Below are 25,045 nucleotides of genomic sequence, written 5' to 3' on the forward strand. Positions count from 1 at the left end.
TTTATCCCCTATGGAGGGGCGTCCCTTTTGTCGCCAAAATGGCGCGTCATAGACCCACTGCGTCAATTGTCTGGAAGCCCATGGCAGCCCAACTTTTTCTCATCACTCCCGTCGCCGCCGATCCGCAGACCTTCCCCGCCACGCTCATGGGGGTGCTCGCATCAGCGGAAGTTTCGGCCATCCTGGTGCGCCGGGGCGATCGCGATGACGCGGCCTATACCACTCTGGCACGCGCAGTGGTCAATGTCGGCCAGGGCGCCGGTTGCGCTGTCCTGGTCGAAGACGACCTGGACCTGGCCAAACGCCTCGGTGCCGATGGCGTCCATGTCACCGCCGGTCCCGCGGCGGTCGCGGAAGCCGCCGCCGCCCTCAAGCCCGCCATGATTGTCGGCGCCGGAGGCCTCGCCTCGCGCCATGACGCCATGACGATTGGTGAAATGGACGTCGATTACGTCTTCTTCGGCCCGCTTGATGGCACGGCCGACACCGAGGCTGCGGATCTGGCAGCCTGGTGGGCCGAAACCTTCGAAGTGCCCGCCGTGTTCAGCGATCCCGCCGCCACGCCCGAGACGGTCGATAGCCAGGGTGCCGAATTCCTCGCGCTCTCCACCAGCATCTGGGCGGCCGCTACCCCCGGCCCGGCGCTGGCTGCCATCGCTGCGGCGCTGGAGTAAACCCGATGTCCCGTCTGCTCACGGCGCTGGCCGTATCCCTGCTGCTTGCCACCAGCGCCATGGCGCAGGACGGGCAGGATGCCGCCAACCCGGCCGAGGCTATCAGCAATGAGATTTTCGGCGGCCCCCGCGTCGCCGCCGATGCGGCTTTCGGCGCCTTCCAGCGCGGCTATTTCCTGACCGCGCTCGAACTGGCCTTGCCGCGCGCCGAAAAAGGCGATGCCGCCGCCCAGACCCTGATTGCCGAAATCTATGCCAAAGGCCTTGGCGTGGCGCAGAATGAACAGCGCGCCGCCGGCTGGTATCAACTGGCGTCCAACAATGGCGACGTGCTCGCCACCTTCGAACTGGCCCTGCTCTATCAGGAAGGCGCCGGCGTCCCCCGCAACCGCGCCCGTGCCGCCGAACTGTTCAAGAAAGCCGCCGATGGCGGCTATGTGCCGGCCAAGTACAATCTGGCGCTGCTGCATGTCGAAGGCATCTATGCCGATCCCAGCCTCGTCACCGCCGCGACCTTGATGAAGGAAGCCGCCGATGCCGAACTGCCCGAAGCCCAGTATGACTATGGCGTCATGCTGCTCGAGGGCGCCGGCGTCGCGCCCAATCCGGTCGAGGGGGCCCGCTATATTGGCCTCGCCGCCGAGCAGGACCTGATCGCCGCCCAGATCGACTATGCCACCCTGCTCTATATGGGCCAGGGCATCGAAAAGGACGTCACCGAGGCCGCTCGCTGGTATGCCCGCGCGGCCGAAGGCGGCAATGCCGTCGCCCAGAACCGCTATGCCAAGCTGGTTGCGTCGGGCGAAGGCGTTACCCTCGATCTGCAGGAGGCCGCCATGTGGCGTGCCCTGGCCCGTCGCCAGGGCCTGAGCGATCCCGCCCTGGATCGCCTGCTGGTGTCGATCCTGCCGGCCGATCTCGCCAAGGCCGAGGAACGCGCGCGATTCTGGCCATCGACCCCGCCGGTTCCGGTCGATCCCGATGCGCCCGCCACGGTGCCCGAAGCCGTGTCGGAGACGGTTCTGCCGGCTCCCACCGATGCGGCGGAAGCGCCCGAGGCGGCCGTCATTGCACCGACGCAGTCCAATTCCATCGCGCCGATCCCGGCGACGCGCTCTACCCCGCCCAAGCAAGACCCTTGAACCGCGCCCCATTCTGGGGCAATAAGCGCCCCACGCTCCCAGAACCACCTTTTGTCCAGTCGCGGCGGCGCGATTGTCCAATGCCGATGGTTCTGCTCCCCCAGCTCACCTGAAAACACAGAGACCATGGCCAAAATCAACGGCAACGAAATCCGCCCCGGCTTCGTCATCAATCACCAGGACCGTCTCTGGGTCGCGGTGAAGGTCGATCACGTCAAGCCCGGCAAGGGCGGCGCCTATGCCCAGGTCGAGCTCAAGGCCATCCTGGGCGGCACCAAGCTCAACGAGCGTTTCCGCTCTGCCGAAACCGTCGAGCAGGTCGATCTCGAATTCCGCGATTTCACCTATCTCTATGAGCAGGGCGATAGCCTGGTGTTCATGGATCAGGACAATTACGAGCAGGTCGAACTGGCCAAGGATTTTGTCGGCGAGCGCGCCGCCTTCCTGCAGGACGGCATGAAAATCACCCTCGAAATGCACGAAGACACCCCGTTGGGCATCAAGTTCCCGGCCAATGTCGTGCTCGAAGTCAAGGAAGTTGATCCCGTGCAGAAGGGCCAGAGCGTCTCCAGCCAGTTCAAGCCGGCAATCCTGGCCAATGGCCTGCGCGTCATGGTGCCGCCCTTCATTGCCGTCGGCGAGCGCATTCTCGTCGACACCACCGAAGCCACCTATATGCGCCGGGCCGACTGACCATGGCACGCTCAGCAATCCTCAACGTCATGGTTCAGGCCGCTTTCAAGGCAGGCAAGTCGCTCACCAAGGATTTCGGTGAAGTCGAAAGCCTGCAGGTCTCGCGCAAAGGCCCGGCCGATTTCGTCTCCAAGGCCGATCTGCGCGCCGAGCAGATCGTCTATAGCGAGCTGCTCAAGGCCCGCCCCACCTATGCCTTCCTGATGGAAGAAGGCGGCGAAGTCGCCGGCACCGATGGTCAGCACCGCTGGATCATCGACCCGCTCGATGGCACCACCAATTTCCTGCATTCGATCCCGTTATTTGCGGTCGCCATTGCGCTCGAGCGCGCCAATGAGATCGTCGCCTCGGTGATCTACAATCCGATCCTTGACGAACTCTATACCTGCGAAAAGGGTGGCGGCACCTGGCTCAATGACCGCAAGCGCCTGCGCGTTGCCGGTCGCAAGCACCTTGCCGATGCTGTGATCGCCACCGGCATCAAGACCCAGGGCACCGCCAATGACACCCTGCAGCTGCGCCAGCTGGCCCATATCAATCCAGCCGTTGCCGGCATCCGCCGCTCCGGCTCGATCTCCCTGGACATGGCCTGGCTGGCCTCGGGCCGCTACGACGCGGTCTGGGAAGCCGGGCTTGCCCCTTGGGACGTGGCCCCGGGCATGCTGATGGTCAAGGAAGCCGGTGGTTTCGTCTCCGACTATGCTGGCACCAATGGCTCGGTCTGGAACGGCCAGGTCGTCGCCGGCAATGAGAGCCTGCAAAGCGCCCTGCTCAAGGAAATCCGCTCGGTCCAGTAAGACCCCGCGCTTAAAATCAAAAAGGCCCCGTTTCGGGGCCTTTTTCTTGTCAGCCACGCGAGTGCTGTCGCCGGTGATAAAGCAGTGCCGCCCGCAGGCAAATGCCCAGCGGCACCGCCGGCAGCGGCCCATCCGCCCGCACGATCAGCGCGCGATTCCCCTCAAACTCAAACACATCGCCGAACTGCTCCCGATAGAAATCGACCAGGCTCGTCCGGCAATTGACGAACACAGCCGCCGCCCCCGGCGCCATCTTGGACACCCCCAGCCGGATGGTCGTACCGCTGCCGCTCGCCGCGGTGAGATAAGCCGGCTCCCCCCATTTGAGCGTTTCGCTCAGGGCTCCAACGCCCTCGGTCTCTGCGGCCACCGCAAATATCAGCGCCCGCACCGCCAGCAAGCGGGCCTGCACGGCTGGGGGATGGCGCGCCAGGGCAGCGGCGATCTCGGCTGGCAGGTCCGGCACGCTCACTGCCTTTCCCGCAGCGGCAGGTGAATATCGGTCCGCAATTCCGCCTGCGGCGTATCTCGCGGATCGTTGAGATAGGCCTCAAAGATCGGCGCATCGTCTGGCTCATAGCCCGAATTGGGCAGCCACACGCCGAGGAACCAGCGATAGGCCCCGCGCATCGCCGCATAGGGACCGGTATAGCGCAGGCGCGCATAGGTGCCGCCGCGCAGCACGCTCTCCACCATTGGGGCGTCGATAACCACCGCGTCGGCCACCGGCAGGCAGGCCCGCGATCGCAGCGCCGCCTCATCGCCCAGGTCGGGATCATCGAAGAACACTCCGATCATCGCCGGATTGACGGGCACCGCGTTGCGCGCCGCCAGCGCACCAAACAGCTTCCCCATCGCCCGGTCGATTTCCATATATGACCCTTGATGGTCGATCCCGGCGCAGCGCCGCGCCGGCAGGGTCATGATATCCACTGGAAACCCACTGGCATCCCCAGCCGCTCCGGCCGCCTGGAACGCCACATGTGCCCCTGTCGACCGATAGGCCGCCGGCGTGCTGCCAAAGGCCTCCTTGAAGGCCCGACCGAAACTGTCGCTGGACCCATAGCCGGCCCGCCCCGCTACCGTGGCAATATCCAGTTCGCTATTGGCCAGCCGATCGGCCGCCCGCTGCAGCCGCAATCGCCTGATGCTCGCTGCGATGGTTTCCCCCCGCATGGCCGCATAGATCCGGCTCCAGTGATAGGGCGACAGGCACGCCACCTCGGCCAGCCGGTCGAAGGAAATCTCGTCTTCCAGATGGGCATAGACATGCTCCATCACCCGGTCGAGACGATCACTGTAGCGATCGTGGGATAAGTGTGTGGTCATCGGCAAACTCCCTGCTGTCAGGCTACCCTGGCACGCCCCCGGCCGACAAATCCTGCGGAACTGGGTCCGCAATCAGCGCACGCGGCGCACCGCGAAGCCATCGGTCGCGCCATCTCACCGCGCGATACAGCCTTTTTGCGTCTGCGCGCCGCTGGGCGGCCGCCACGTTAACCTTTGTGATTGTCATGCCAATCGGCTCTGACTAGTCTTGCCCGGTGATTTGGCCCGCGCGCGGGGGACTAAGGTAAGGCAACGATGACGCAAGGCTACGATCCCTACCATCTCGCCAGTCCAACGGTTTACCTCATCAAGATCGTCATCTTCCTGATCCTGGTGGCCTTGGTGGGCGCGATTCTGGCCTCCACCATCGTCACCTTCTTCTGGGCGAGCCCGTTCATCAATTCGATGATCTTCTTCACCCTGGGCGTCGGCATCTTCCTCAGCTTCCGCCAGATCATCCGGCTGTTCCCCGAGGTCAAATGGGTCAATTCCCTGCAGGACGGCAATGTTGCCAATGTCCGCAATCCCATTCTGCTCGCCCCCGTCGCCGGCATTCTGCGCGAGCGGATCGGCGAGGCGATCATCACCCCGTCCTCGATGCGCTCCATCCTCGACAGCGTCGGCAACCGGCTCGACGAGGCTAAGGATACCTCACGCTACCTGACGGGCCTCCTGGTCTTCCTCGGCCTGCTCGGCACCTTTTACGGCCTGCTCGAAACGGTGACCTCCGTCGCCGGCGTCATCAATGCGCTCGACGTCACCTCGGGCGATACCACGACGTTGTTTTCCAACCTCAAGGAAGGCCTTGTGGCCCCGCTGGGCGGCATGGGCACCGCCTTCTCGTCCTCGCTGTTCGGCCTCTCCGGCTCGCTCGTGCTGGGCTTTCTCGATCTGCAGACCAGCCAGGCGCAGAATGCCTTCTATACCGATCTCGAGGACTGGATGACCTCGATGACCGAGCTCGACCACCCGGTCACCGCCATGCAGGCCAATTCCATGGGCATGCAGGGCGCCGACATGCAGGCCATGATCGACCGCCTCGGCAATACCATGCAGAACCAGAGTTCCTCCCAGAACGCCATTCGCGCCATGGCCGAGCTGGCCCGCGGCATCGATGGCCTGGTCAAGCATATCCGCACCGAGCAGGACGATTTGCGCCGGCACATCGTCGAGCAGGGCGAGACCAACAAGAAGCTGCGCGACCTGATCGAGGCCATGCTGACCGAAGTCGACAACGAGCGGCGGAACTAGTCGATGCCGGGCGCCCGCTCCCGCCGCCGGATCGAGACCAATTACTGGCCCGGCTTTGTCGACGCCCTGTCGAGCCTGCTGCTCGTCATCATCTTCATGCTCAGCCTGTTCATGCTGACGCAATTCTTCCTCGGCCAGGAAATCCAGGGCAAGGACACCGCCCTGTCACGCCTCAATAGCCAGATTGCCGAGCTGACCGACCTGCTGCAACTGGAGCGCGCCAATTCCAGCGATCTGGAATCCACCATCGCCAATCTGACCGCAACCCTGTCCAGCGCCGAAGCCGCCAATGCCAGCCTCACCGGGCAACTGGCGGGCATCGGCTCGGGCATTGCCGGCAAGGACGAAACCATTGCCGGCCTCAGCAACGACTTGTTGGCTGCCCAGGAACTCTCCGACGAAGCCAACGCCCAGGTCGCGCTGCTCAATCAGCAATTGGCTGCCCTGCGCACGCAGATCGGGGCGCTGGAAAATGCCCTCGAAGCCTCCGAGAGCCGCGACAGCGAATCGCGTACCCAGATCGCCGATCTCGGCCGCCGCCTCAACCTGGCTCTGGCCCAACGCGTGCAGGATCTGTCGCGCTATCGCTCCGACTTCTTCGGCCGCCTGCGCGAAATCCTCGAGGGCCGCGCCGATGTCCGCGTCGTCGGCGACCGCTTCGTCTTCCAGTCCGAAGTGCTGTTTGATCCCGGCCAGGCCATTGTCTCGCCCGAAGGCACGCCCGATCTCGACGCGCTGGCCGAGGCCATCCTGCAGCTCGAAACCGAAATTCCCGAGGATATCAACTGGGTGCTGCGCATCGATGGGCACACCGACAAGCGCCCGATTTCCAACGCCCAGTTCCCCTCCAACTGGGAACTCTCGGCCTCGCGCGCCATTTCGGTCGCCAAATATCTGGTCTCGCGCGGCGTCTCCCCCAACCGGCTGATCGCCGCCGGCTTCGGCGAATTTACCCCCCTCGACCCCGGCGACACCGAAGAAGCCTTCCGCCGCAACCGCCGCATCGAATTCAAGCTGACCGAGGGCTAGCCAACCCACCGCGTCATTCCCACGCCGGCGGGAATCCATTCTTGGGACAAACGCATGAGCAGCAACGGCCGCTTCTTCGTTTACATTCTCGCCAGCGGCAAGAACGGCACGCTCTACACCGGCGTCACCGGCAATCTCATCGGTCGCGCTTACACCCATCGCAACGACCTGCTGGACAGCTTCACCCACCGCTACTCGGTGCATGACCTCGTCTATTTCGAACAGTTCGAAGATCCGATCAGCGCCATCACGCGCGAAAAACGTATCAAGAAGTGGAACCGGGACTGGAAGGTTCGATTGATCGAAGAGTCCAACCCGCAATGGCTGGACCGCTTTCACGACATCGCCGGTTGGCTGGACTGAATAAAAGCAGAATGGATTCCCGCCTGCGCGGGAATGACTCGGTGGGGGAACGACCTGGTGTTTTTCACGGAGTCATTCCCCCGCAGGCGGCAATCGCCGTCTCAGCGCCGCAGGGACCCCGCCCTACGCGACTTCATCGATCCGGAACTGCAGCTTGGCCAGTTCGGCATAACGCCCGCCCTTGGCCACCAATTGGTCATGCGTGCCCTGGTCGATAATCTGGCCGCTATCCATGACCAGGATCGTATCGGCGTCCCGGATGGTCGCCAGCCGATGCGCGATCACCAGCGTCGTGCGCCCCTGCATCAGATGCTCCAGCGCGATCTGCACCAGCCGCTCGCTCTGCGCATCCAGCGCGCTCGTCGCCTCGTCCAGCAGCAGGATCGGCGCATTCTTGAGGATCGCCCGGGCAATCGCCAGGCGCTGCTTCTGGCCGCCCGAGAGCATCACGCCGCGTTCGCCCACCATGGCGCCATAGCCATCGGGCAGGTCCATGACGAAATCATGCACCAGTGCCGCCCGCGCCGCAGCCTCGACTTCGGCATCGCTCGCATCGGGTTTGCCGAAGCGGATATTCTGCGCCACCGTGCCGGCGAAAATCGTCGGCTCCTGCTCGACATAGGCAAAACGCTGCCGCAATTCGAGCGGACTGACCTCGCGCACATCCAGCCCATCGACCTTGATCGCGCCGCTGGTGACATCATAGAACCGCTGCAGCAGCGACAGCACGGTCGACTTGCCCGAGCCCGAAGCGCCAACCAGCGCCACGGTCTTGCCGGCCCCCACCATGAAGCTCATATTGCGCAGCACCGGCTCTTCGCCATTGGCCTGATAGGAGAACGTCACGTCCTCGAACGCCACGGTCCCCAGCGGCGGCACCGGCATCGGCTTGGGATGGGCCGCCACCTTGATCTGCGGTTCGGTATCGAGAATTTCGATCAGCCGCTCGGTCGCGCCGACCACGGTCTGCAGCGTGCCCAGCACTTCGCTGACATTGGTCAGCGCGCTTGCCGCCATCAGGGCATAGATCATGAACTGGGCCAGCTGGCCGGCCGTCACAGCGCCGTCGAACACCGAGCGGGCGCCCCACCAGACCAGGAACACGATTGCCGCCGTGCCCAGGAACATCACCAGCGCCACCAGCGCCGAGCGGGCGAACAGGCGCTTCACTTCGGCCGCATAGCTGGCCTCGCTGCGCTGCTCATAGATATCGGCCTGCGCCGCTTCCTGGGTGAACGCCTTGACCGTGCGGGTCGCGCCCAGCAATTCCGTCGACATCGCCGACAGATCGGCCAGCGCGTCCTGGGTCCGGCGCGACATGCCGCGCAGCCGCCGCGAAAACGCCAGCACCGGGAAAATGATCGCCGGCACCGCAATCACCACCGCCAGCGTCAGCATGGGGCTGGTCAGCACCATCATGATCAGGGCGCCGACAATGGTGACCAGCGAGCGCAGCGCCAGCGAGGCGCTCGAGCCCACCGCACCACGGATCACCGCGGTATCGCCATTGAGGCGGCTGGTCAGTTCGCCGACGCGGTGCGTATCGAAATACCGCGCATCCAGGCTGAGCAATTGCACGAAGACGGCATGGCGCAAATCCGCCACCACGCGCTCGCCGATTACCGAGATGAAGTAGAATCGGGCGCCACTGCCCACCGCCATCACTGCGGCGATGATCATGATCAGCCAGCCATAGCGGGTAATGTTATCGAGGTTCTGCGCCACGAACCCCTGGTCGACCACGCCCCCCAGCAATGCCGGAATAGCCAGCGATGCGCCGGTCGAAACCAGCATGAACACCACGGTCAGCGCCAATCGGACCGGATAGCGCAGCACGAACGGCAGCAATCGCCGCAATGGGCTCAGCTGTGGCCGGCCTGCGTCCCCGCTGGGGATGATGTTTTCGGGATTGGTCTCGACTGCGACGGCTTGGTCTGTCATGGCTTGGTAATGCCATCCTGATGGATGCGGCCTGCGCAAAGGCCGGGCCATGGTTGTGGCCCGATACATATGCACTGCCACTTGTTGCCGCAACCGCTTTGTCCGGGACAAAATAGCCGGTCACGCGCCCTTGCGGTTTGGGCGCGCATTGGGTAATAAGCGCCCCAACACCAGTTTCCATGCTCTCCGGGCGCCCTGTCGCCCGTTTGATTTGAGGCCTGACGATGAAGAACGATATCCATCCGGACTACCACCTGATCAATGTGGTCATGACCGACGGCACCAAGTACCAGACCAAGTCGACTTACGGCAAGGAAGGCGACACCCTTCAGCTGGACATCGATTCCAAGACTCACCCGGCATGGACCGGCGGCACGGGCCAGCTGCTCGATCGCGGTGGCCGTGTTTCGCGCTTCAAGGAGCGCTTCAAGGGCCTCGGCATCTAAGCCAGTCCGCTTCAGTTTCGAAAAGCCCGGCCTCTGTGCCGGGCTTTTTGTTGCCCTGCCCCAGAGGACCGCCAATGCGCTATGGGCTGTTTGTCGCCGCCGCTGCTTTTGAGATTGCTGGCTGCTATCTGGTCTGGCAGGCGCTGCGCACCCATCAGGTCTGGCTCTGGCTGCCCGCCATTATCGCCCTTGGCGCCTTCGCCTGGCTCTTGACCCTGACCGGTACCGACTGCGCCGGCCGCGCCTTTGCCGCCTATGGTGGCATTTATGTCGCCGCCTCGGTGCTGTTCATGCTCGGCGTGGAGCGCATCCGCCCCGATCTCTGGGATCTGCTGGGCGCCGCCATCTGCCTGGCCGGCGCCGCAATTATCTTCTTCGGCCCGCGCAGTGCCTAGGCCCACGTGAACGCGCTGACATTCATCATCAGGGCCGGCCGAAGGCAGCCTTGAGCCGCGACAGCTGGTCGGCAATGCCATTGGCCACGCCGGCATCGCGCTCCGGCAGCTTGCCGCGCTCCAGCGTATCGAACTGCATCACCCGGTCGAACAGGCGGTCGCCCTTGTCGATGTAGCCGCGCAGCATGTCCGGCAGGTGTTCATAACCCGGCCCGCCGCGCTCCGATGGCGTTGCCGAGAATTTGACCTTCTCTTTTTCCGAGCGGGCATTTTCCGGCGTGATCTCGCCCTCATTGACCGCCCGCTGCAGCAGGAGCCAGGAGGCCAGTTGCATCAGCCGCGTCGTCAGGCGCATGGATTCGGTGGCGTAGAGAAACGAGGCCTCGCGCGGCAGCAGGCGGCTATCGGCGCGCCCGTCGCCATCGAGATAGGATGCGACCTCTTCGATCAGCGTCATGCCTTCGCGGTAGAGCATGTCGAAACCGCCCGATGCCACGATCCGCGGCCCGATCGAAATCGCCTGCCCTGTTTCACCGGTTTCGGCCACGACGCCTCCAATTATCTTGCACGTGTCAGTCTAGGCGCGTTCGTCCCGCGCGTCACCCATGGCCCGATAACAACCTGAAAACATCTTTAAGATCAGCCATCTAGGGCGCAAGTTGCCATTCCTGAAGACAAAAAAAGAGCCGTATAAACGGCTCTCGAAGTTAACAGGGAGGCGTCAAACAGAGGGAGAAACCACTCTGCAAAATCCAGAAAACTCTGAATAACCAGACCTTACCGCCCAAACCCTAATTGCATATTAACAGGAGGCACTTTCTTAACCCTGCCGAAGCTTTGCGCGCCGGCGTGTCTTTCCTGCCTCAGATTTTGAACAGCGCATCGGCCACGTTGCGGGTCTGCTTGCGCGCCTCGATCGCGCTGCGCAGCCGGACGATTTCCCGCTCCAGCATGGCAATCCGCTCTTCCAGTTCCTCGACCGACATCGCATCGAGCATCATGCCGACTTCATGGCCCTTGGGCTTGCCGATCTCGTCGTCGTCCATTGCAGCCTCCTTGCTCAGTCCAATAGTCTAGCGCGCGACCCTTGCAGAGCAAAGTCGCTTGCGCCAGCATGGTTGCATGAACATCCCCCTGCACATGACCGCCGTCGCCATTACTACCCCCGGTGGCCCCGAATCCCTGGAACCCCGGACCGAACTGGTGCCGGACTGGGGTCCGGGCGACGTGCTGATCCGCGTGGCCGCAGCCGGCGTCAATGGACCCGATCTGGCACAACGCCGCGGCCATTATGCGCCCCCGCCCGGCGCCTCGCCTCTCCCCGGCCTGGAAGTCTCGGGCGAGATCGTCGCCCTGGGCGATGCCACCACCGGCCTGGCCATTGGCGATCAGGTCATGGCGCTGACCAATGGCGGCGGCTATGCCGAATACGTTGCCGTGCCCTTTGGCCAGGTACTGCCCATTCCTGCCGGCTGGACCCTGCCCGAAGCCGCCGCCCTGCCCGAAACCTGGTTCACGGTCACGCAAACCCTCGTCATGCGCGCCGGGCTGGAACGCGGCATGACCGTCCTCGTGCATGGCGCATCCGGCGGCATAGGTGGCGCCGCCATCCAGATATCAACCATTCTGGGCGCCAGCGCCATCGGCGTCGTCTCCAACGCCACCAAGGCCCATTACGCCACGCGCCTGGGCGCCATCGCCACCATCGAGCGCACCAGCCAGGATATTCTGGCCACCGTCCTGGCGCTGACCGATGGTCGCGGCGTCGATCGCGTCCTCGATATCATCGGCGGGACCATGACCGAGACCAACATCAAGGCCTCGGCCATTGGCGGTCACATCGTCCAGGTCTCGACCCTGGAAGGCCCCAGCGCCAATGTCTCGCTGCGCATGATGATGGCCAGGCAATTGACCCTCTCCGGATCGACCCTGCGTCCCCAGACACCAGCCACCAAGGCGGCCATTGCCACCCGCATCCGCACCGATCTCATGCCGGCCCTCGCCGACGCGAACTTCGTCCGCCCCGGCACCACCCTCTTCCCCCTCGCCGATGCCGCCGCGGCCCATCGGGCCATGGAAACGCGCAGCCATACCGGCAAGATCGTGCTGGTCACCCCGTTCGGTGCCGCACGTTAGCGTTACAAATCCATTGCGGTTTGACCATCAAACCCATATATTGGGGGCTGTTCCCCCTCAGCATGAAGCAAAGAGGCGGAGCGGTCCGGAGGAAAACCGGCCGCGCCTGCAGGAGAGATTTACCATGACCCAGCCCCTGTTGATGCCCAAGGCGACCGCTGTTTGGCTCGTCGACAACACTGCGCTGTCATTCGAGCAGATCGCCGCCTTCTGCACGCTTCACCCGCTTGAAGTTCAGGGCATTGCCGATGGCGACGTCGCTGGCGGCATCATGGGTGTGAACCCCATCCAGAACGGCCAGCTCACCCGCGAGGAGATCGAGAAGGCCGAAGCCGATCCCAATTATCGCCTCAAGCTCTCCGACCCCAAGGTTCGCGTTGCTGCCGCCAAGCGCAAGGGCCCGCGCTATACCCCGATTTCGCGCCGCAACGAGCGCCCCAATGCCATCAAGTGGCTGGTGCGCAATCATCCAGAGCTCAAGGACGCCCAGATCATGCGTCTGGTCGGCACCACCAAATCGACCATCGATTCGGTCCGCGAAAGCACCCACTGGAACGCCGCCAACCTGACCGCCATGGACCCGGTGACGCTGGGCCTGTGCAGCCAGATCGATCTCGACCTTGAGGTCAAGCGCGCTTCCAAGGGCTCCGTTGGCCCGGACGAGGCCGAAGAAGGCACGACCCTGATGACCGCCGAAGAAGCCATGGCCCGCGCCGGTGGCCGGGCGCATGCCGATGCGGACGTGGCCGATTTCGGCGACGATTCCCATGGTCACCACCGCCCCGAACAGCCTGACGAGTTCGACGCCGACTCGGTGTTCGCCAAGCTGAAGTCGATCAAGAGCGACACCGACAACTAAGCGGCCACCAACCAGACACGGCCAGTAGGGGAAGAATTGGAAGACAACCTCCTGCTGGCCATTTTCGTACTTCTTGCCGCCAGCATTGCGCTGGTCCCGCTGTTCAAGGCTGCGGGCCTGGGCACCGTCCTTGGCTATCTCGCCGCAGGCGTTCTGATCGGGCCCTATGGCCTGCGCCTGGTGTCCGACACCGAAGTCATCCGCCACGTCTCCGAATTCGGCATCGTCATGATGCTGTTTCTCATCGGGCTGGATCTGCAACCCTCCGAAATCTGGCGCATGCGCCACAAGGTGCTGGGCCTGGGCGTCACCCAGGTGGTGGTCACCACTGCCCTGATCGCGGCGGTGCTGCACTTCACCGGCCTGTCCTGGAACAATGCCATCATTATCGGCATGGCCCTCGCCATGTCCTCGACGGCCATTGCCATGCAGGTGATCGAGCAGCGCAACATTACCCGCACCGATACCGGCCGCGCCGGCCTTGCCATCCTGCTGGTGCAGGATGTGGCGGTCATTCCCATCCTCGCCGCCATCCCGATTCTGGCCACCATCGGCTCCTCGGCCCGGCTCGACGCCGAGTTGAGCCAGGCCGTTTCGGCGCTGGACAATCCCACCGATTGGCTGACGCCACTGATCGTGCTCGGCGTCTTCGCTGGCGCGCTGGCCGGCGGTCGCTATCTGGTTCGCCCGCTGCTCGACTATGTCGCCCGCACCGGCCTGCGCGAGGCCTTCACCGCCGTTGGTCTTGCCATCGTCGTCGGTGCGGCACTCCTGACCCAGTTCATCGGCCTTTCCCCGGCCCTTGGCGCCTTTATCGGCGGCGTCCTGCTCGCCGATAGCGAGTACCGCCACGAGCTGCACAGCAATCTCGAGCCGTTCAAGGGCCTGCTGCTCGGGCTGTTCTTCATCTCCGTTGGCATGTCGATTGCCTTTTCGGTGCTGTTCTCGCAACCAGCCGAGCTGCTGGCGCTGGTTATTGGCCTGGTTACCCTCAAGATCATCGTCCTGATGGCGCTCAGCGCGTTTTTCCGCATGCACCTGGCCGACCGCCTGTTGCTGGCGATCCTGCTGAGTCAGGCCGGCGAGTTCGCTTTCGTGGTGCTGCAATTTGCCCGCTCCGCCGGGGCGCTGCAGGGCCCCGAATTCGACGTGCTGAGCGTCGGCGTTGCCCTCTCCATGGCCACGACACCCCTGCTGATCTTCGCATTCGACAAGCTGGTGGCGCCGCGCCTCGATGCCCGGCGCCAGCCGGCGCCCTCCGAACCCATCCATACCCGCCAGAAGATCGTCGTTCTCGGCTATGGCCGCTTCGGCCAGATCATCACCCGTATGCTGCGCGCCCAGGGTTTCCAGATGACCCTGATCGACGACGACCCCGCCCAGATCGATCTGGTGCGACGCTTCGGGGTCAAGGTCTATTACGGCGATGGCTCCCGCATCGAGATGCTGCATGCCGCGGGGATCGCCCAGGCCCAGCTGGTGGTGATCGCCGTGGGCGGCAGCGAACGCATCCTGACCATTGCCCGCCACCTGCGCCGCCATTTCCCCCACGTCGCCATTGCCGCGCGCGCCGTTGACCGCGGCCATGCCCATGAACTGATGGCCTTGGGCGTCGATACTTTCGAGCGCGAGACCTTCCTCTCGGCCATCCGCCTCGGCACCAAGGCGCTGACCAAGCTGGGCTATGACGAAGAGCATGCCATCGCCCTCGGCAAGGCGTTCGAGGCCCATGACAATCAGCTGCTGCACGAGTCCTTCGCCGTCCGCGGCGACGAAGACGCCTATGTCGGGATGGTGCGCCAGTCCATGGCCCTGCTCGATGAAGCCATGACCTCCGACATCGAGACCCCGCCCCACCTGCCGGTTGACAAGCCGCCCGCGCCGCGCTCGGATTGACCCTATTGCCACCGGCCCTGCGCCGGCCCGCCTGCCCCTGTCATTCGGACTCTCAGCCTTATGTTTGATCCCTATTTTGTCACGGTCGCCGTGATCGCGGTGCTGATCGTCGGCCTGTCCAAGGCTGGCCTTCTGGGCAGTCTGGGCGTCGTCGGCGTACCGCTGCTGGCTTTGGTCATGCCGGCCCGCGACGCCGCCGGCATGATGCTGCCCGTGCTGCTCGCCATGGATGCCTTTGCCGTCTACGCCTATCGCAAGGAGGTCAGCTGGGACATTCTGCGGATCATGCTGCCCGGAGCGGCCATCGGCACGCTGATCGGCTGGGCGCTCTGGGCCTTTGTATCCGATGCCATGGTGCTGCTCTTCGTCGGCATCATCACCCTGCTTTTCGTGCTCGATGCCATCCTGCCGCTGCGCAAGCGCCTTGAAGGCCTGCCGCCCTCAAGGCCCTGGGGCCGGTTCTGGGGCGCCTTTGCCGGCTTCACCAGCTTTGTCAGCCATACCGGTGGCCCACCCTTCCAGATCTACGTGCTGCCCCAGCGTTTACCCCCCGCGCTCTATGCCGGTACCGCGGCCTTCTTCTTTGCCATCGTCAACACCGCCAAGCTGATCCCCTATTTCTTCCTCGGCCAGCTCTCGGCCCACAATCTGGCATTGTCGGCCGCGCTGGTTCCGGTCGGCATTGGCGGGGTCCTGCTCGGCATCTTCCTGGTCCGCCGTATCTCCGCCAAATATTTCTACCGCATCGCCTATTGGCTGGTGTTCTTCCTCGCCCTCAAACTCATCTGGGACGGCGCCCGCGGCGTCTTTGGCCTCTAGCCCACGAGCCCCCTCGCCCCCCACGGAACGTCATCCCGGCGAAAGCCGGGATCCAGTTTTCTGCCTTCACCCCGTGTCCGACCGCCACCGCAGCCTCAGCACCCGCCTTTCTCACCCCGGCAGGCGCATCGCGTCCCCACCGGCAATAAAAAAGGCCCCGGCAAATGCCGTGGCCTCTTCCCTTTCCGGGAAATTCTTGCCGCTTTTCTTGTTACGCCGAAGCGCCGCCATATCGAACGAGTTCGTCCTTGATTTCGAGCTTTTTGCGCTTGAGCGCGCTCACCGTAAGGTCGTCGTATCGGGTGCTTTGCAGCGCGGACTGGATTTGACGATCCAATTCCTGATGGCGCCGTTCAAGCGCCGCGATGTGGCCTTCAGTCGTCATGACAACTCCTTTAACCTTCGTGGACAGGAGCATCGTCACAAATATTTCATGCGTTGTCGACACTGTTGCACGCTGTCGTGAAAATCTGGTGCAAATGGCCCGGTGATCGGCTAACCAAGTGTGACGATCTGGCTTGGCGGGACACCTGAACGCATGCTGCCGTTGACCAAAGAACAAGAAGCTGGCCTGGGTCTGGAACTGGCAACAAAACGCCAGGAACACGCCGATCTCGACGCCGCAATCCACACGCTGACCAGCTCCCGGGTGGCCGACCAGATGCTCATCCAGCGGCTCAAGAAGCGCAAGCTCACGCTCAAGGACCGCATCGTCCAGCTCGAGACGATTCTGATCCCCGACATCATCGCCTGAGCCTTTCGCCGGCTTGAGTTGTGGCGACAATTGGGCTAATTGCGCGCTTTGCGGAGAGACGAGGGAATCGCCGCCATGCTCAAGCCAGTCGTCGCCATTGTCATGGGTAGCCAGTCGGACTGGCCCACCATGCGCCTCGCCGCCGAGACGCTCGAAACGCTCGAAATCGAGTATGAAGCGCGGATTGTCTCCGCCCATCGCACCCCCGAGCGCATGGTGGACTTTGCCACCAATGCCCGAGCCGAGGGCTTTCAGATCATCATTGCCGGGGCTGGCGGTGCCGCCCACCTGCCAGGCATGATCGCCGCCATGACCCCGCTGCCGGTCTTTGGCGTGCCGGTCCGGTCCAAGGCGCTCAGCGGCCAGGATAGCCTGCTCTCCATCGTGCAGATGCCCGGCGGCATTCCTGTCGGCACCCTGGCCATTGGCGAGCCCGGCGCCATCAATGCCGCCCTGCTCGCCGCCGCCGTGCTGGCGCTCAACGACGATGACCTGGCCGATCGGCTCGATGCCTATCGCGCCCAGCAGACCGCCTCCGTCCCCATGTTCCCGACCGATACCGAGTAGCGCGTGCCCCACGATATTTCTCCGCTGCCTCCGGGCACCATGATCGGCATTCTGGGCGGCGGTCAGCTTGGCCGCATGCTGGCGCTTGCTGCTGCCAGGCTTGGCATGCGCAGCCACATCTATTGCCCCGATCCCGACAGCCCCGCCTTCGAGGTCACCCCGCACAAGACCGTCGCCGCCTATGACGACGAGGCAGCGCTCGCCGCCTTTGCCGATGCTGTCGATGTCATCACCTATGAGTTCGAGAACGTCCCGGCCGCCACCGCCGAGTTTCTCGCCGCCCGCAAGCCGCTGCGCCCCGGCGCCAATGCCCTGGCCATCTCGCAGGACCGGCTGGCCGAGAAGGCCTTCCTCGCCGCCAAGAACATTCCCGTCGCGCCCTATCGGGCCGTAACCTCGACAGCCGAGCTCGACACCGCCATTGCCGAGCTCGGCCTGCCTGCCGTGCTCAAGACCACCCGCCTTGGCTATGACGGCAAGGGCCAGCGCATCATCCGCCAGCCCGATGAAGCCGCTGCCGCCTTTGACGCGCTCAGCCCCAAGCCGCTGGTGCTCGAAGCCTTCGTGCCCTTCGACAAGGAAATCTCCGTCGTCGTCGCCCGCAATGTCGCCGGCGAAGTCCGCGCCTTCGATCCCGCCGAAAATGTTCACCGCCACCACATCCTGTTCACCTCGACCGTGCCGGGCGATATCCCGCCGGGCATTGCCAAGCATGCCGCCATGCTGGCCAAGGTCATTGTCGTGGCGCTCGACTATGTCGGGGTTCTGGGTGTCGAGTTCTTCGTGGTGCCCGGCACCGAACGGCCGAGCCTGCTGGTCAACGAAATCGCGCCCCGCGTGCACAATTCCGGCCACTGGACCGAGGCCGTCTGCCTCACCGATCAGTTCGAGCAGCATATCCGGGCCGTCCTCGGCTGGCCGCTGGGCGACACCACCCGCATGGCCGACGTGGTCATGGAAAATCTCATCGGCGATGAGGTCCTCTCCATCCCCGCTGCCCTGACCGGCGCCACCCAGCCCCACCTCTACGGCAAATCCGAAGCCCGCCCCGGCCGCAAGATGGCCCACATCAACCGCATCACCGCCAAGACTTAGACGGCAACGCTCACCAGCGCCGCCGCCCTATCGCCCCCTCCCCCTTGAGGGGAGGGCCGGGGTGGGGGTGCTGCGGTTGGTATCCAAGCCCTAGCCCCGCTCCATCCAACTCCGCAGCGCCGCCGCCACCGCTGCCGGCGCCTCCATCGTCGACATATGCCCGCTCCCGGCAAACGTCACCATGTCCGCCCCGCTGATTCCCTCCGCCAGCTCCGCCGCCACCTCCGGCGGTGTCAGCGTATCGAGTTCGCCCACCCCCACCAGTGTCGGCACGGCGATGGCACCCAGCGTCGGCCGCGAGTCGATACGTCCCATGATTGCCGTCTGCTGGCGCACATAGGCAAATTCCCCGACCCGCTTGGACATGGCCTGCACCTCCTCGCCCAGTGGCTTGAGATGGTCCGGCGCCAGCAGCCCCGGCAGCATATTGCGCGCCACGTGGAGAAATCCGCCCTGCTCCGCCGCAGCGATTCCCGCCCGCCGCTTGTCCTTGCGCGCCGCGTCGTCGGGCCGCGCACTGGTATCGAGCAGCGCCAGATGACTGACCCGCTCCGGTGCCTGCCGCATGATTTCAAGCGCCACATAGCCCCCCATCGACAGCCCGGCGAGGCAGAATCGCTCCGGCGCTGCGCTCAGCACCCGGCTGGCCATGGCCGCAATCGAAGAATCGGCGGTCAGGTCGGCGATCATCGGCCGCGATTCCAGCGCCAGCAGATCGACAACGTCGCGCCAGAGCCGCCCATCGCAGATCAGTCCCGGCAACAGCACCAATTCGCTCATCGCTTGCACACTCCCGGCTGACCTGACTATGCAAGTCTCGTCAGCCACGCTGGCCAGGGCAAGCCCTGTGGGCACGATTCACGTTTTTATGGCCTCACAGTGGACAAGCCAGAATAGCTGGGCTATAGAGCGGCCCACGGTGACTGGCACAGCTGGTCGGCGCAGGGCTTACTTGGCTCGGCGCTATCATCCAAACACATTGTCCAAGCTTCGAAAGGGCGGTTGACCTTTGCAAGTAGTCGTTCGCGATAATAACGTTGATCAGGCGCTGCGCGCGCTCAAGAAGAAGCTGCAGCGCGAAGGCGTCTTCCGCGAGATGAAGCTGCGCAACTATTATGAAAAGCCCTCTGAAAAGAAGGCTCGTCAGAAGGCTGAGGCTGTGCGCCGCGCCCGCAAGCTGGCCCGCAAGCGCGCCCAGCGCGAAGGCGGCATGCCCGCTCCGTCGGCGGCAGCACGTCCCGGTCAGGCCGGCCGTCCCGCAGCGCCAACGCCGCGCACCTAAGCGGCGGCCTGGGTCCTGCCCAGGCTCTGGCTTAGAATTGAGAATTTGCCAATGCCGCCCTTCGGGGCGGCATTTGCCGTTTGTGCAGGCAAAGGCGACACCTGCCGGCGCCGGTCACCGGCAGCGCGGTCAGGTCTCGGGCGCCACCGGTTCCTGCGGCCGTGCGGTGATGCGGCGCAGCAGTGCCACCGCAATTGCCAGCCCCGCCATGATCGGCATCAGCGTTACCAGGGCACTGCGGGCGTCCGGGAAGGCCAGTCCCGTCAGCAATGAGCCGATGAAGCCGCCGCCCACCTGGAACACGCCAGTGAGCGCCCCAGCGGCCCCGGCGATGCTGCCAAACCCGGCCATGGCCGCCGCCGTCGTGCTCGGCCCGATAAAGGCCAGCGCCAGCATCCACAGCGCCACCGGCAGCATCACTGCCAGCACCGCATCGGGATAGAGCCGCAGCCCCACAGCAAAGCCGATCCCCGCCAGCGCCAGCAGCACCAGCCCCACCCGCACCATGCCAATGCCCGACAGCCGCCCCGCCATATAGCCCGCCACCACATTGCCGGCGATGAAGGCCGCGGTCTGGATCAGCATCACCATGGCAAACTGAAACGTCGTCAGCCCGATATCGCCGATCAGGATAAATGGCAGCAGCGCCGCAAAGCCGTAGAATCCGCCAAACGACAGCGCCAGCACCAGCGCCGGCACCATGAACTGGCTCGAGCGCAGCAGCCGTCCATAATTGACCAGCACGCTGATCGGCCGGAACGGCACCCGCGCCGCCTCTGGGTGCGTCTCGTGCGCCCCCGCCACAATCATCACGATGATCCCGGCCCCAAACGTCGCCATCACCAGGAACAGCAGATGCCAGCTGCCAAACACCAGCAGCACGCTGCCCAGGGTCGGTGCGATAGCCGGCACCACCGTCAGAATCAGATTGATCAGCGTCAGGATGCGGATCGACTCGCTGCCCACGAACTGGTCGCGCACCATGGCCCGCGACAAGGCCACCCCGACCGAAACCCCGACACCCTGCAGGATACGCCCCGCCAGCAGCCAGCCAATGCTCGGCCCCAGCGCCGCCACCAGGCTCCCCAGCACATAGATGGCAAAGAACCAGATAGCGATCTTCTTGCGCCCATAGCTGTCCGACAGCGGCCCGCACAGCAACTGCGACAGCGCGAAAGCACCGAAATACACCGACAGCGACAGCTTCCCCATCGATTCGGTGGTGGCCAGATCGGCAACGATGGTGGGCAGCGCCGGCGCATAAAGCGAGATCGACAGCGGTCCCACCGCCACCATCAGCCCACCAATAATCGCTGTCCGGCGGGCGGACATGGCGGTCGTCATCGCAGCTGTAGTCATCGAAAAATTCCAGCAGGTTTGGACAGGCCCGGTCCTCCGCCGGCCTGACCCTGAATGAAAGAGCGCCGCCTAGCGCCCGGCGGCCACTTCGGCCCGCTCGAAGAACGGCTCGGCATGGCTCCAGATGCCGCGATCCCACAGATCGCCGTGATCGGCCCCCGGCTCGATCCACAGCTCGTCCTTGTTCGGCACCAGCTCATAAAGCCGCTGCCCATTGCTGACGCCAACCACGGTGTCGCCCGTGCCATGCGCGATCAACACCGGCTCCGTCACATTGAGGATCCAGTCCTTGACCGGGAACTTGTCCTGCATGACCAGCTCGACCGGCAGATAGGGATAGCGCTCGGCTGCCACGGTCGAGGCCGACAGGAATGGCGTTTCCAGTAGCAGGGCATCGGCGTCTCGCTCGCTGGCCACATAGGTCGATGGGCCCGAGCCGAGCGAGCGCCCCCAGATCACGATCGGATAGCCCTGCTCTTCTGCCCAGTCGAACGCCGCCAGCGCATCCTGCAGGATATTGGCCTGGCTGATCTCGCCCGGCGACATCGGAAAGCCGCGATAATCGAAGGCCAGGAACCCGTAGCCATCCGCCGTCCACTGCGCAAAGCGCTCATGCTCGGCCGAAAAGCTCCCCGAATTGCCCTTGTAATAGAGGATCAGCGGCTTGCCCTCGGCCGGCGGCGCGAACCAGCCATGCACTTCGCTGTTGCCCACCGGGATCGTCACCTCCTGCGCCCCGGTCACCGCCGTGCTGGCCAGCGCAGTAATCTCACCGGCCGGCTCATACTGCATCTGCCGCTGGAAATAGAACATGTAGCCAACCACCACCGCATAGCCGAGCACGATGAGCGACAGCAGAAAGTAGCCAATGCGCAGGGTGTTTTTCTTCACGTCCGAGCCACCAATGTTCAAAACAATGGCGCCAGCCTACACGCCCCCGCCCTGCGCCGGAAGCGGTGCCAGCGCGCCCCCAGCGCCTGCGCGCCATGCCGCCGAAACCGCCCGCCCACCGCCGTCATCCCGGCGAAAACCGGGATCCAGTTTCCTTCCTGCGCAAAAACCAACCCCGGCTCTCGCCGGGGTCCACAGTCCAAGTCTCACATCTCGTCGATGGTCTGCGCCAGCGCCCGCGTAAACACCTCGGCCGGCTGGGCGCCCGACAGCGCATATTTCTCGCCGAACACGAAGAACGGCACCCCGGTAATCCCCTGCTGGCTGGCCTGCGTCGCCAGCTCCTGGGTGATCGCCAGCTCGTTTTCGTCATTCATCGCATCGAGCGCATCGCCACGGTCAAAGCCGAACTCCACCGCGATATCGGCCAGCACATTGTCGTCATTGATCTGGCGATGCTCGAGGAAATAGGCGGCGGCAATCGCATTGGCCAGCTCATGCTGGATGCCCAGCGGCTTGGCCAGCCTTGTGATCGTATGCACCTTGGCGGTCGGGAACATGCGTGGCTGCTGCGACAGATCGAGCTCAATGCCGGCCTTCTTCGCCTCCCCCTCGACCCGGGCCCACATTTCCTGGGGATCGCGTCCATATTTTTCGCGCAGCATATCGGCAACCACAACGCCTTCGGGCGGCGTATTGGCGTCGAGATAAAACGGATGGTTCTCCACCACGACCTCGACATCATCGGGCAATTCGGCGATCGCCTGGTCCAGCCGCGCCGAACCCACCAGGCACCACGGGCAGACGACATCGGTGAACACGTCGATCTTGAGAGTCTTGGTCATGCGGCAATCCTTTCTGGGCCATTTTGGCTGAATTGCCCATCACATGGCGCGGAAAGGCCCGCGCCGCAAGAACGCACGTCGAGGTAACTGGGGTGCAATCTTAGCTGCGAATGCTGTTGGTCAGACCGAACGGCGGCGACCAGCCACCCGCCGCCGCGCCGAAACCCACCACCGCACCGGCACCGGCCCAGAGCAGTCCCGGCAGCAGCAGCGCCGCCGCCAGCTTGGAGACCATGGCCGCCCGTGCCGCCGCTGCCACGCCGATCAGCATCACCATCATGGTGATCATGCTGCCCACCAGCGCATCGGCGCCGGCGCTCATCCACGGTGCCACGATCGCGGCCGCCATCAATGCAATGATCCAGCGCCCGGCGGCCTGCCCATTGGCGCCCCGCTGCACCACCTGCCATCGCGCCACACCCCAGAGCGGCAGGAACACCAGCGGCGCAATCGCAATCCAGGCCATGGCCGGCGCCGGGGCGCGCAGGCCCATCATCTCGGCGCCCGCATTCACCGCCACCAGTCCAGCCAATGGCAGCACAGCGCTGAGCATTACCCCGCCAGCGCCGGCGCGATCCGGATCCAGCATGGCGATGGGAGAGAAATGGACGGCTTCGGCGGTGTGAGCATGGGCCATTTTGCGCGGCTCCGCTGGTGGGTCTTGCCAGATCAATGCCGCCGCACCATCCCCGGTTCCCTCACGCCCGCGTGCGCCGCGTGCAAGCATTGGAGCCCAAGCCCAAAAAGGTGTAGGCAGAACCAACACCACAGGATCGCTCCGATGACCGAACTCGCCGCCCGCATTGATGCGCTGGAAATCCGCATTGCCCACCAGGACCAGACCATTGACGAGCTGAACCTGACCATCACCGAGCAATGGCGCATCATCGATCTTTTGACCCGCAAGCTCGATACGCTCGAAGAGCAGGTCCGCTCCGGCTCCCAGATCGCCGATCCCAGCACCGAAGCTCCGCCACCGCATTACTGACGCCGCCCCAGCCGCAAAATAAATTGCGCTGCCATGTCGATCTTCATGCCCGCCAACCGTCTAGTGTGCAGACATAGGGCTTGGAGGAGCAGCGCCGTGGAACATCGATATGGTTGGGTGATTGTCGCGGCAGGCGCGTTGATCACCTGCGTAGCGGCGGGGGCAATGTTCGCGCTGCCGGTTTACCTGCAGCCCATGGCCGACGATACCGGCTGGAGCCGGGCCGGCATTTCCCTGGCCATGACCATCGGCTTTCTCGTCATGGGTGTCGCCGGCTTTGTCTGGGGCACCATTACCGACCGCATCGGCGCCCGCCCGGTCGTGCTGGTCGCCTCGTTCATGCTCGTTGCTGGCCTGTTGATCGCCAGCCGCGCCCCCAATCTGCTGGTGTTCCAGATCGCCTTTGGCGGGCTGTGCGGTGCCTCGGTCGGGGCCTTCTTCGCGCCGATCATGGCCACCACCATCGGCTGGTTCGACAGGCATCGCGGCCTCGCCGTCTCGCTGGTTTCCATTGGCGGCGGCGTCGCCCCCATGGTCGTCACCCCCTTGGCCAGCGTTCTCATCACCAGCTATGGCTGGCGCAGCGCCATGCTGATCACCGCCATCGGCGCATTGGTCATCCTCGTCCCCACCGCGCTGCTGATCCGCCGCGCCCCCGCCGCGCTCGAAAGCGTGCCGGAAGCGGCCATGCTGGCCGCCACTGCGGACGGCACCACGACCACCCAGCGCTCCGATATTTCGGCTGCTTTGCGCACCCCGCAATTCATCATTCTCGCGGCGACATTCTTCCTGTGCTGCGCCGCCCATTCCGGGCCGATCTTCCACACCGTCAGCTATGCCATGCTCTGTGGTGCCTCGGCGCTGGCTGCCGCCAGCATCTATAGTGTCGAGGGCGTCGCCGGCCTCTTCGGTCGCCTGCTGTTCGGCGTCGCGGCCGACCGGCTCGGCGTCAAGCGCGTCATCATTGCCGGCCTCGTGCTGCAGGCGGCCGGCATCTACGCCTATATCTATGTGACCAGGCTCACCGATTTCTACATGCTGGCCGCCGTGCTGGGCATGGCCTATGGCGGGGTGATGCCGCTCTATGCGGTGCTGGCCCGCGAATATTTCCCCGCCCATGTCATGGGCACGGTGCTGGGCGCCATCACCATGACCTCCAGCATCGGCATGGCCTTCGGGCCCATTGGCGGCGGCTGGATTTTCGATACTTTCGGCGACTACCACTGGCTCTACGTGGCCTCGGCCGCCATCGGCCTGGCCGCTGCCGCCATCGCGCTGGGCTTCCCCCGCCCCGCGCGCCCCGCCGAAACCACCCAACTCGCCCCCGCTTGAAAAACAAAAAAGGCCCGCCAAAAGCGGGCCTTCTTAACTTGCCGGGCTCGATGCCGAAACGGATTATGGGGAGTCAGCCAGGGCTGGTGTTCGAGAACCGGAGCGGAGCGTACTAAAGTACGTGAGCACCGGAAGCGCAGAACACCGGCTCTGGATGGCCGC

The 25,045-nt window shown here is 64.4% G+C and carries 30 protein-coding genes; 19 read left to right on the forward strand and 11 right to left on the reverse strand.

Annotation, left to right across the window (positions count from 1 at the left end; all coding sequences use genetic code 11):
* Positions 1-80: 80 nt before the first annotated feature.
* The 4 genes from BUA69_RS07100 (at position 81) to BUA69_RS07115 (ending at position 3,306) form a co-directional block, all read left to right on the forward strand.
* The gene (locus BUA69_RS07100; protein ID WP_046133692.1) at positions 81-674 is read left to right on the forward strand and encodes a thiamine phosphate synthase; all 594 of its coding nucleotides are present in this window, start codon (positions 81-83) and stop codon (positions 672-674) included.
* Between the two features lie 5 nt (positions 675-679).
* Positions 680-1,816: a tetratricopeptide repeat protein gene (locus BUA69_RS07105; RefSeq protein WP_052950339.1), complete on the forward strand. Its 1,137-nt coding sequence runs from the start codon at positions 680-682 to the stop codon at positions 1,814-1,816.
* A 126-nt stretch (positions 1,817-1,942) separates the two neighbouring features.
* On the forward strand, positions 1,943-2,509 hold the full coding sequence (gene efp / locus BUA69_RS07110) for an elongation factor P (protein ID WP_046133691.1): 567 nt from the start codon (positions 1,943-1,945) through the stop codon (positions 2,507-2,509).
* Positions 2,510-2,511: 2 nt separating this feature from the next.
* Complete coding sequence (locus BUA69_RS07115) at positions 2,512-3,306, forward strand: inositol monophosphatase family protein (RefSeq protein WP_046133690.1); 795 nt, start codon at positions 2,512-2,514, stop codon at positions 3,304-3,306.
* Positions 3,307-3,355: 49 nt separating this feature from the next.
* Here the strand turns inward: BUA69_RS07115 and BUA69_RS07120 are convergent, their stop codons facing one another.
* Together BUA69_RS07120 and BUA69_RS07125 are read right to left on the reverse strand one after the other, a co-directional pair.
* Entirely contained in the window at positions 3,356-3,778 is a 423-nt protein-coding gene (locus BUA69_RS07120; RefSeq protein ID WP_046133689.1) for a DUF1801 domain-containing protein, read from the reverse strand.
* Entirely contained in the window at positions 3,775-4,635 is an 861-nt protein-coding gene (locus BUA69_RS07125) for an AraC family transcriptional regulator (protein WP_046133688.1), read from the reverse strand. The genes BUA69_RS07120 and BUA69_RS07125 overlap by 4 nt, the downstream gene beginning before the upstream one ends.
* A gap of 255 nt (positions 4,636-4,890) precedes the next feature.
* Between BUA69_RS07125 and BUA69_RS07130 the strand changes: the two genes are divergently transcribed.
* Genes BUA69_RS07130 through BUA69_RS07140 form a run of 3 tightly spaced genes read left to right on the forward strand, consistent with a single transcriptional unit; the run spans position 4,891 to position 7,278 of the window.
* Positions 4,891-5,886 carry a hypothetical protein gene (locus BUA69_RS07130; RefSeq protein ID WP_046133687.1) on the forward strand — a complete coding sequence of 332 codons (996 nt, stop codon included), beginning with the start codon at positions 4,891-4,893 and terminating at the stop codon, positions 5,884-5,886.
* A 3-nt stretch (positions 5,887-5,889) separates the two neighbouring features.
* Complete coding sequence (locus BUA69_RS07135) at positions 5,890-6,915, forward strand: peptidoglycan -binding protein (RefSeq protein ID WP_046133686.1); 1,026 nt, start codon at positions 5,890-5,892, stop codon at positions 6,913-6,915.
* A 54-nt stretch (positions 6,916-6,969) separates the two neighbouring features.
* A complete protein-coding gene (locus BUA69_RS07140) occupies positions 6,970-7,278 on the forward strand; it encodes a GIY-YIG nuclease family protein (RefSeq protein WP_046133685.1) in 309 nt (102 codons plus the stop codon).
* 123 nt (positions 7,279-7,401) lie between these two features.
* On the opposite strand, the gene BUA69_RS07145 is transcribed toward BUA69_RS07140, so the two are convergent.
* Positions 7,402-9,219: an ABC transporter transmembrane domain-containing protein gene (locus BUA69_RS07145; protein ID WP_052950338.1), complete on the reverse strand. Its 1,818-nt coding sequence runs from the start codon at positions 9,217-9,219 to the stop codon at positions 7,402-7,404.
* 224 nt (positions 9,220-9,443) lie between these two features.
* Between BUA69_RS07145 and rpmE the strand changes: the two genes are divergently transcribed.
* Positions 9,444-9,665: a 50S ribosomal protein L31 gene (gene rpmE, locus BUA69_RS07150; protein WP_046133684.1), complete on the forward strand. Its 222-nt coding sequence runs from the start codon at positions 9,444-9,446 to the stop codon at positions 9,663-9,665.
* Positions 9,666-9,739: 74 nt separating this feature from the next.
* Positions 9,740-10,060 carry a YnfA family protein gene (locus BUA69_RS07155; protein ID WP_046133683.1) on the forward strand — a complete coding sequence of 107 codons (321 nt, stop codon included), beginning with the start codon at positions 9,740-9,742 and terminating at the stop codon, positions 10,058-10,060.
* Between the two features lie 28 nt (positions 10,061-10,088).
* Here the strand turns inward: BUA69_RS07155 and rcdA are convergent, their stop codons facing one another.
* Together rcdA and BUA69_RS07165 are read right to left on the reverse strand one after the other, a co-directional pair.
* A complete protein-coding gene (rcdA, locus tag BUA69_RS07160; protein ID WP_280136797.1) occupies positions 10,089-10,607 on the reverse strand; it encodes a protease adaptor protein RcdA in 519 nt (172 codons plus the stop codon).
* Positions 10,608-10,923: 316 nt separating this feature from the next.
* Positions 10,924-11,106, reverse strand: a complete 183-nt coding sequence (locus BUA69_RS07165) for a DUF1192 domain-containing protein (RefSeq protein ID WP_046133682.1) — start codon at positions 11,104-11,106, stop codon at positions 10,924-10,926.
* Between the two features lie 76 nt (positions 11,107-11,182).
* Between BUA69_RS07165 and BUA69_RS07170 the strand changes: the two genes are divergently transcribed.
* The 4 genes from BUA69_RS07170 (at position 11,183) to BUA69_RS07185 (ending at position 15,770) form a co-directional block, all read left to right on the forward strand.
* Positions 11,183-12,196: an NAD(P)H-quinone oxidoreductase gene (locus BUA69_RS07170; RefSeq protein WP_046133681.1), complete on the forward strand. Its 1,014-nt coding sequence runs from the start codon at positions 11,183-11,185 to the stop codon at positions 12,194-12,196.
* A 124-nt stretch (positions 12,197-12,320) separates the two neighbouring features.
* Entirely contained in the window at positions 12,321-13,055 is a 735-nt protein-coding gene (locus BUA69_RS07175; protein WP_046133680.1) for a DUF1013 domain-containing protein, read from the forward strand.
* 36 nt (positions 13,056-13,091) lie between these two features.
* A complete protein-coding gene (locus tag BUA69_RS07180; RefSeq protein ID WP_046133679.1) occupies positions 13,092-14,951 on the forward strand; it encodes a monovalent cation:proton antiporter-2 (CPA2) family protein in 1,860 nt (619 codons plus the stop codon).
* 60 nt (positions 14,952-15,011) lie between these two features.
* Positions 15,012-15,770 (forward strand): sulfite exporter TauE/SafE family protein, encoded by a 759-nt coding sequence (locus tag BUA69_RS07185; protein ID WP_046133678.1) that lies wholly within the window; start codon positions 15,012-15,014, stop codon positions 15,768-15,770.
* Between the two features lie 211 nt (positions 15,771-15,981).
* Here BUA69_RS07185 and BUA69_RS20585 read toward each other — a convergent pair whose 3' ends face one another.
* On the reverse strand, positions 15,982-16,155 hold the full coding sequence (locus tag BUA69_RS20585; RefSeq protein WP_160300085.1) for a YdcH family protein: 174 nt from the start codon (positions 16,153-16,155) through the stop codon (positions 15,982-15,984).
* Between the two features lie 153 nt (positions 16,156-16,308).
* On the opposite strand from BUA69_RS20585, the gene BUA69_RS07195 reads away from it, so the two are divergent.
* The 3 genes from BUA69_RS07195 to BUA69_RS07205 all read left to right on the forward strand — a co-directional run bounded on the left by BUA69_RS07195 (position 16,309) and on the right by BUA69_RS07205 (position 18,186).
* Positions 16,309-16,524, forward strand: coding sequence for a YdcH family protein (locus tag BUA69_RS07195; protein WP_178371393.1), 216 nt, complete (start codon positions 16,309-16,311; stop codon positions 16,522-16,524).
* A 75-nt stretch (positions 16,525-16,599) separates the two neighbouring features.
* Positions 16,600-17,091 (forward strand): 5-(carboxyamino)imidazole ribonucleotide mutase, encoded by a 492-nt coding sequence (purE, locus tag BUA69_RS07200; protein ID WP_046133677.1) that lies wholly within the window; start codon positions 16,600-16,602, stop codon positions 17,089-17,091.
* Positions 17,092-17,094: 3 nt separating this feature from the next.
* Positions 17,095-18,186 carry a 5-(carboxyamino)imidazole ribonucleotide synthase gene (locus BUA69_RS07205; protein WP_280136796.1) on the forward strand — a complete coding sequence of 364 codons (1,092 nt, stop codon included), beginning with the start codon at positions 17,095-17,097 and terminating at the stop codon, positions 18,184-18,186.
* A gap of 90 nt (positions 18,187-18,276) precedes the next feature.
* Here the strand turns inward: BUA69_RS07205 and BUA69_RS07210 are convergent, their stop codons facing one another.
* Positions 18,277-18,966 carry an alpha/beta fold hydrolase gene (locus BUA69_RS07210; protein WP_046133675.1) on the reverse strand — a complete coding sequence of 230 codons (690 nt, stop codon included), beginning with the start codon at positions 18,964-18,966 and terminating at the stop codon, positions 18,277-18,279.
* A 229-nt stretch (positions 18,967-19,195) separates the two neighbouring features.
* Between BUA69_RS07210 and rpsU the strand changes: the two genes are divergently transcribed.
* A complete protein-coding gene (gene rpsU, locus BUA69_RS07215; RefSeq protein ID WP_046133674.1) occupies positions 19,196-19,468 on the forward strand; it encodes a 30S ribosomal protein S21 in 273 nt (90 codons plus the stop codon).
* Positions 19,469-19,597: 129 nt separating this feature from the next.
* On the opposite strand, the gene BUA69_RS07220 is transcribed toward rpsU, so the two are convergent.
* The 4 genes from BUA69_RS07220 to BUA69_RS07235 all read right to left on the reverse strand — a co-directional run bounded on the left by BUA69_RS07220 (position 19,598) and on the right by BUA69_RS07235 (position 23,200).
* Positions 19,598-20,827: a multidrug effflux MFS transporter gene (locus BUA69_RS07220; protein WP_046133673.1), complete on the reverse strand. Its 1,230-nt coding sequence runs from the start codon at positions 20,825-20,827 to the stop codon at positions 19,598-19,600.
* Between the two features lie 69 nt (positions 20,828-20,896).
* The gene (locus tag BUA69_RS07225) at positions 20,897-21,718 is read right to left on the reverse strand and encodes an alpha/beta hydrolase (RefSeq protein ID WP_143154449.1); all 822 of its coding nucleotides are present in this window, start codon (positions 21,716-21,718) and stop codon (positions 20,897-20,899) included.
* A gap of 206 nt (positions 21,719-21,924) precedes the next feature.
* Positions 21,925-22,563, reverse strand: a complete 639-nt coding sequence (locus tag BUA69_RS07230; RefSeq protein ID WP_046133672.1) for a DsbA family oxidoreductase — start codon at positions 22,561-22,563, stop codon at positions 21,925-21,927.
* Between the two features lie 100 nt (positions 22,564-22,663).
* Entirely contained in the window at positions 22,664-23,200 is a 537-nt protein-coding gene (locus tag BUA69_RS07235; protein WP_046133671.1) for a hypothetical protein, read from the reverse strand.
* Positions 23,201-23,344: 144 nt separating this feature from the next.
* On the opposite strand from BUA69_RS07235, the gene BUA69_RS07240 reads away from it, so the two are divergent.
* Positions 23,345-23,551, forward strand: coding sequence for a SlyX family protein (locus BUA69_RS07240; RefSeq protein WP_082093679.1), 207 nt, complete (start codon positions 23,345-23,347; stop codon positions 23,549-23,551).
* A gap of 96 nt (positions 23,552-23,647) precedes the next feature.
* Positions 23,648-24,883 carry an MFS transporter gene (locus BUA69_RS07245; protein WP_046133670.1) on the forward strand — a complete coding sequence of 412 codons (1,236 nt, stop codon included), beginning with the start codon at positions 23,648-23,650 and terminating at the stop codon, positions 24,881-24,883.
* The last annotated feature ends 162 nt before the right edge of the window (positions 24,884-25,045 follow it).

This window comes from Devosia limi DSM 17137, assembly GCF_900128975.1.
Lineage (GTDB): Bacteria > Pseudomonadota > Alphaproteobacteria > Rhizobiales > Devosiaceae > Devosia > Devosia limi.

What these genes read in the sequence shown, in the direction of transcription:
- BUA69_RS07105 (WP_052950339.1), top strand. Translation starts at nt 680, where the DNA reads ATGTCCCGTCTGCTCACGGCGCTGGCCGTATCCCTGCTGCTTGCCACC.
- BUA69_RS07135 (WP_046133686.1), top strand. Translation starts at nt 5,890, where the DNA reads ATGCCGGGCGCCCGCTCCCGCCGCCGGATCGAGACCAATTACTGGCCC.
- BUA69_RS07230 (WP_046133672.1), bottom strand. Translation starts at nt 22,563, where the DNA reads ATGACCAAGACTCTCAAGATCGACGTGTTCACCGATGTCGTCTGCCCG.
- BUA69_RS20585 (WP_160300085.1), bottom strand. Translation starts at nt 16,155, where the DNA reads ATGACGACTGAAGGCCACATCGCGGCGCTTGAACGGCGCCATCAGGAA.
- rpmE (WP_046133684.1), top strand. Translation starts at nt 9,444, where the DNA reads ATGAAGAACGATATCCATCCGGACTACCACCTGATCAATGTGGTCATG.
- BUA69_RS07195 (WP_178371393.1), top strand. Translation starts at nt 16,309, where the DNA reads ATGCTGCCGTTGACCAAAGAACAAGAAGCTGGCCTGGGTCTGGAACTG.
- BUA69_RS07100 (WP_046133692.1), top strand. Translation starts at nt 81, where the DNA reads ATGGCAGCCCAACTTTTTCTCATCACTCCCGTCGCCGCCGATCCGCAG.
- BUA69_RS07220 (WP_046133673.1), bottom strand. Translation starts at nt 20,827, where the DNA reads ATGACTACAGCTGCGATGACGACCGCCATGTCCGCCCGCCGGACAGCG.
- BUA69_RS07175 (WP_046133680.1), top strand. Translation starts at nt 12,321, where the DNA reads ATGACCCAGCCCCTGTTGATGCCCAAGGCGACCGCTGTTTGGCTCGTC.
- BUA69_RS07165 (WP_046133682.1), bottom strand. Translation starts at nt 11,106, where the DNA reads ATGGACGACGACGAGATCGGCAAGCCCAAGGGCCATGAAGTCGGCATG.
- BUA69_RS07140 (WP_046133685.1), top strand. Translation starts at nt 6,970, where the DNA reads ATGAGCAGCAACGGCCGCTTCTTCGTTTACATTCTCGCCAGCGGCAAG.
- purE (WP_046133677.1), top strand. Translation starts at nt 16,600, where the DNA reads ATGCTCAAGCCAGTCGTCGCCATTGTCATGGGTAGCCAGTCGGACTGG.
- BUA69_RS07130 (WP_046133687.1), top strand. Translation starts at nt 4,891, where the DNA reads ATGACGCAAGGCTACGATCCCTACCATCTCGCCAGTCCAACGGTTTAC.
- BUA69_RS07240 (WP_082093679.1), top strand. Translation starts at nt 23,345, where the DNA reads ATGACCGAACTCGCCGCCCGCATTGATGCGCTGGAAATCCGCATTGCC.
- BUA69_RS07145 (WP_052950338.1), bottom strand. Translation starts at nt 9,219, where the DNA reads ATGACAGACCAAGCCGTCGCAGTCGAGACCAATCCCGAAAACATCATC.
- BUA69_RS07170 (WP_046133681.1), top strand. Translation starts at nt 11,183, where the DNA reads ATGAACATCCCCCTGCACATGACCGCCGTCGCCATTACTACCCCCGGT.
- BUA69_RS07115 (WP_046133690.1), top strand. Translation starts at nt 2,512, where the DNA reads ATGGCACGCTCAGCAATCCTCAACGTCATGGTTCAGGCCGCTTTCAAG.
- efp (WP_046133691.1), top strand. Translation starts at nt 1,943, where the DNA reads ATGGCCAAAATCAACGGCAACGAAATCCGCCCCGGCTTCGTCATCAAT.
- BUA69_RS07125 (WP_046133688.1), bottom strand. Translation starts at nt 4,635, where the DNA reads ATGACCACACACTTATCCCACGATCGCTACAGTGATCGTCTCGACCGG.
- BUA69_RS07235 (WP_046133671.1), bottom strand. Translation starts at nt 23,200, where the DNA reads ATGGCCCATGCTCACACCGCCGAAGCCGTCCATTTCTCTCCCATCGCC.
- BUA69_RS07155 (WP_046133683.1), top strand. Translation starts at nt 9,740, where the DNA reads ATGCGCTATGGGCTGTTTGTCGCCGCCGCTGCTTTTGAGATTGCTGGC.
- BUA69_RS07185 (WP_046133678.1), top strand. Translation starts at nt 15,012, where the DNA reads ATGTTTGATCCCTATTTTGTCACGGTCGCCGTGATCGCGGTGCTGATC.
- BUA69_RS07210 (WP_046133675.1), bottom strand. Translation starts at nt 18,966, where the DNA reads ATGAGCGAATTGGTGCTGTTGCCGGGACTGATCTGCGATGGGCGGCTC.